Origin of the sequence: Mucilaginibacter sp., from assembly GCF_028288185.1 — a bacterium.
Lineage (GTDB): Bacteria > Bacteroidota > Bacteroidia > Sphingobacteriales > Sphingobacteriaceae > Mucilaginibacter.
In genome coordinates this window covers 1-4,034 of record NZ_JAQBOF010000005.1, presented here as the reverse complement: position 1 = coordinate 4,034, position 4,034 = coordinate 1, and the positions used below count along the sequence as shown (strand labels likewise).

Below are 4,034 nucleotides of genomic sequence, written 5' to 3'. Positions count from 1 at the left end.
CCGTCACTGAGAAGTTGCCCGGCACGCCTTTGCCTTTACTGTCTTTTGCTTCTAAATTAATGTTGATATGCTCTTTGCTTCTATAGGCGCTTTTTACTGTTTTTACATCAAGTTTCATCAAGTCATTACCGCGGATAAAAGCAATACGCTCATTCAGCGGCTCGCCATTATTATTGAAGATGGTAAACTGCGCTATCCCGGTTGGGAACGCTTTTTTTTCCAACCAAACAGATGTTGTGGCTTTTTCTATTTTTACGGGCGATGCAAATATAGCTTCTCCGCTGGTTTGGGCTATCAGCCCAACAGTTGTTTTTTGCAAAGCGGCCGAGGCGCTTATCCTAACCAATATACTATCCGGGTTAGGTTGATAAATGCTTAACACATAACCCTCATTTACAGACTTTGGCAATGCGATGTTTTTGGTGGTGCCATCCGCAAAAATGATATAGGCGGTATAAGTTTTACCGGCCTGGGGATGTAATAAAAAACTGCCCATGCCTGCGTGCAGGGTTTCAATCTCGGCAATCTCCTTGTTATCGTTATCAGTTATCTTTCCTTTTATGGAAATGCCCGCGCCATCAACCCCTATGGCTTTAAAAGCTACTCGTGATGTTAGGCCGTTAACTAGATTACCGCTCTCCGGGAAAAACTGTACATCGCTTTGCGATAGCGCGGCTTTTATGGGGAAATCTCTTGTGATGGTGTTTTTATCACTGCCATCTAAAATGGTGGTGATGTACGCGCCGCTCAGGTCTACATGTTGTTCGTTAGAGATCTTTACAGGTATATTACCTTTCAAATCTGTTTTGGCGGAGGTGGACCAGGCTACTTTTTTGTTGATGATGATCTGGTAATGTACATCCTTTCCTGCCAATGGTTTGCCTTCGTCAGTAGTATAGTTTAGCGTTGCGGTTAAAACAGGTATGCCGTTTATGGTTTTATATTGATAGTCGGCTTTGGTAATGATGTTATGGCTTACAATGTTGCCTACCGTAAATGTCCGATCGAAAAAGTAATCTTCACCTGCATTGCGCATCCATTGGGTGTAAGCGCGTATGCGGTAGCTCCCTTCTTTAAAGTCATCGCCTAAAGTAAAATCGCCCATTACCATGCCGGTGGTTATGGGTAGTTTTAAGGAACGAAAAACAGAATCTTTCTCGGTTATCAGATCGACATATAACGAGCCGCTTAGCTTTGATAGCTGGTGCCTGCTGCCGATGGTTACGTAGCCCTTAAACCAAATGGTATCGCCCAGGGCATAATAGGGTTTATCCAGGTGCAGGTAGGTTTTTTCCTGCGGGATGCTATCGGCCCATTGTTGCAGGTTTGCTGCCAGCATATAAGTTAGGTCGTCGCCTGTTGCAACAGGCGGTTGGTATTCAACCGGCAGTTGGTCGGCTACACGCGCTCTGGCCCAATTACCATGAATAAAGAAATCACGATAGTCGGTATAACTTCCTTTTCTGTCAATTATGGCTTCTTTTAATCCCAGGTTCACTACAGATGCTTTTTTATCTATATCAATACTTCTTTTAAGTTCATATTCGGTGGTATGCACACCAGGCGCTTTTCGGGGATCATAAATAACATATAATAGCTGTTTAAATTTTAAGGAGATAAAATTGCTATCGACAGTTGTAATTAATGAGTCAAACCTTACCGGGCGGTCATTAATTACTACTCTGTCCATATTTGAAGTTACGTCATCATGTTTAAGTGTTACGTAACCGTATGATGGCTTTGTTATGAAGCCATTTTCTAAAACTTTATTGCTATAAACCGAACGCAAGAAATGCATGAACGAACCCTGGTAGGTTTGTAAGCGGTTTTTTGCCCATTCCTTTTTTTCGTCAGCTGTTCCGTCTAATTCTTCAAAGCTGCATTCGCCATGATATAAGGCTATATCGTCTGCAGATTTATACCCAAAATCTTTAAGCTGATAGTGGATGCGGTAGCCCAGTCGTTTGTTCTCAATGATCAGAAAATCATCAGCATCTGCAAATAACAATCCCTTTTTAGTGCTAAAGTTTATAACTTTTGGGTTGAGGATAACACATTGCTTCGCGTTCTCTGACCGGCCTAAAAAGTTTTCTTCAAACAACTTAAAGTTTTTATTACGGGCACCGGTTTTTCCTATTACTACCTCATCAAGGCTTATGGTTTTTACCTTTAACTGTACTTCTACATTAACCGGTGCCGCCTGCACAATCACATTGCGCGTTAGTGGGAAATATCCTATCAGTTGCACAGAAAGCTGAAATGTACCCTGTGGCATATCAGCAAAAATGAACTTGCCATTTTCATCGGTGGACATCACACGTTCTGATCCGCCAATAAACACGATAGCGCCCTTTACCGGCTGGCCCTTTTCATCTACTACAACACCCGATATGTTCTGGCGTACCTGCGCATAAGTGTGAGTGCCGGTAAAAATAATGACCGCAAATAATATGTATCGTAAAAAGATCTTCATGTAAACAGGTTATTTAAAGCTATATTAAAAAATTAATTGGGGTATAAAAGCAAGCAATAATATAAGCGGGCAAAATAGCCCCGACTTGGTTAATAAATTACGCTCCATTTTCATATCGATTTAGTTTAATCAACCGTATATTTATATACCTGCCTGCCCAACTCGCCATCGGCGTTTATGCCTTCAACAATTACCTTGTAGGTTCCCAGCCCATCGCCGTTATAAAAACTAAAGCTGGTTTTGCCGGCCGCATCTGTTTTTAAATAAGGGTTCCAGTAAATGGTGCTGCGCAGGTCGGGTAGTTTATCTGCATCGCCTCTTGGTTTATCATATTTAGGCGAGTAAAACTCGCGCGCTTTATTGAAACCTTTAGGAGTTATGTTGGCTACGCTGGGAGTGTAAAATTTACGCACCATTCCCCGATTGGTATAGATCATTATGGCGGGCCCGCCTAACATAGCAATCAAAGCCAGGTTGGTTCTTACCACTTCTATTTTAACAATATCTTCAGGCTCGATCACATTATTATGCAAAATATCTTCTGTCTCATTAAATGACATTAGCCTACCATCCACAATCAAATGCATCGCATTTAAGCCATTAATTTGACGACAAAACGGCAAATCGGTGAATATTACTTGTTGATTTCTAATAGAATCTTTAAAAGTGATACCATGCAACATCCCTCGTAAACAGGTTAACAGGTTTGCACAATGTTCCGGTTCCGGTATTTTATAGGTTTGATCAGAATGTCCCTCCGGTATCTGCAATATACCCTGCATAGCATAAGTAGGCACCACAATTTTATTAGCTTTTATCCGCACCTCTTTTAACCGTTGCACTTTATTTAATTGCCCGGTCTTTTCATAAATCTCATCTAGTTTTTTACCGTTATCAATATAGGCTTGCAGCGTACCGTTTATATTAAGGTTAACATCGGCCAGGTTGCGATTTTTGGTTGCTTGTAGTTTAGGTATGCTGTCCAGTATCAGTTTAACCTTATCGCTGTTTTTTGCGGTGCGGGCTTGTAAAGAAAACTTAATGCTATCTGTTAAAAATATACCATCAAACCTAAACCGCCCTGCGGCATTGGTAGTGGTGCTTTGTACAATCTTAGCTCTTAAAGATACCAGGGTAACTTTGGCATTAGGCGCAATCTTATCACCAAGCGTAGTTACCCTACCTGCTATGTTTACGCCCAGCCCTTCTGCCTCAAAAACAGGTTTTGTGCTTATCGTGTTGTTTAATTCTTTCCACGTAAATCTGCGATAACCTTGCGTCATCATCAGGTTATCCAGCGCTTTATTTACCTCATCAGTTTCATTAGTAAAATAATAATTAGGCTTTTCTATATAACCTTTAAGATCGGAGGTTAATAGGATATTGGTAAAAATGGTATTCTCTAAACTTTCATCAACCGGTACTTTGCTTTCGTCAATTACCGTCACTGAGAAGTTGCCCGGCACGCCTTTGCCTTTACTGTCTTTTGCTTCTAAATTAATGTTGATATGCTCTTTGCTTCTATAGGCGCTTTTTACTGTTTTTACATCAAGTTTCATCA

At 41.0% G+C, this 4,034-nt stretch carries 1 protein-coding gene and 1 pseudogene; both read right to left on the bottom strand.

All coding sequences use genetic code 11. From position 1 onward, the window contains the following. Positions 1 to 2,473 (bottom strand): carboxypeptidase-like regulatory domain-containing protein (locus JWQ34_RS02210; RefSeq protein WP_299353279.1); only part of this gene is annotated, 2,473 nt, incomplete at its 3' end. A 125-nt stretch (positions 2,474 to 2,598) separates the two neighbouring features. Further along, positions 2,599 to 4,034: pseudogene (locus JWQ34_RS02205) on the bottom strand (carboxypeptidase-like regulatory domain-containing protein); the annotation flags it as partial.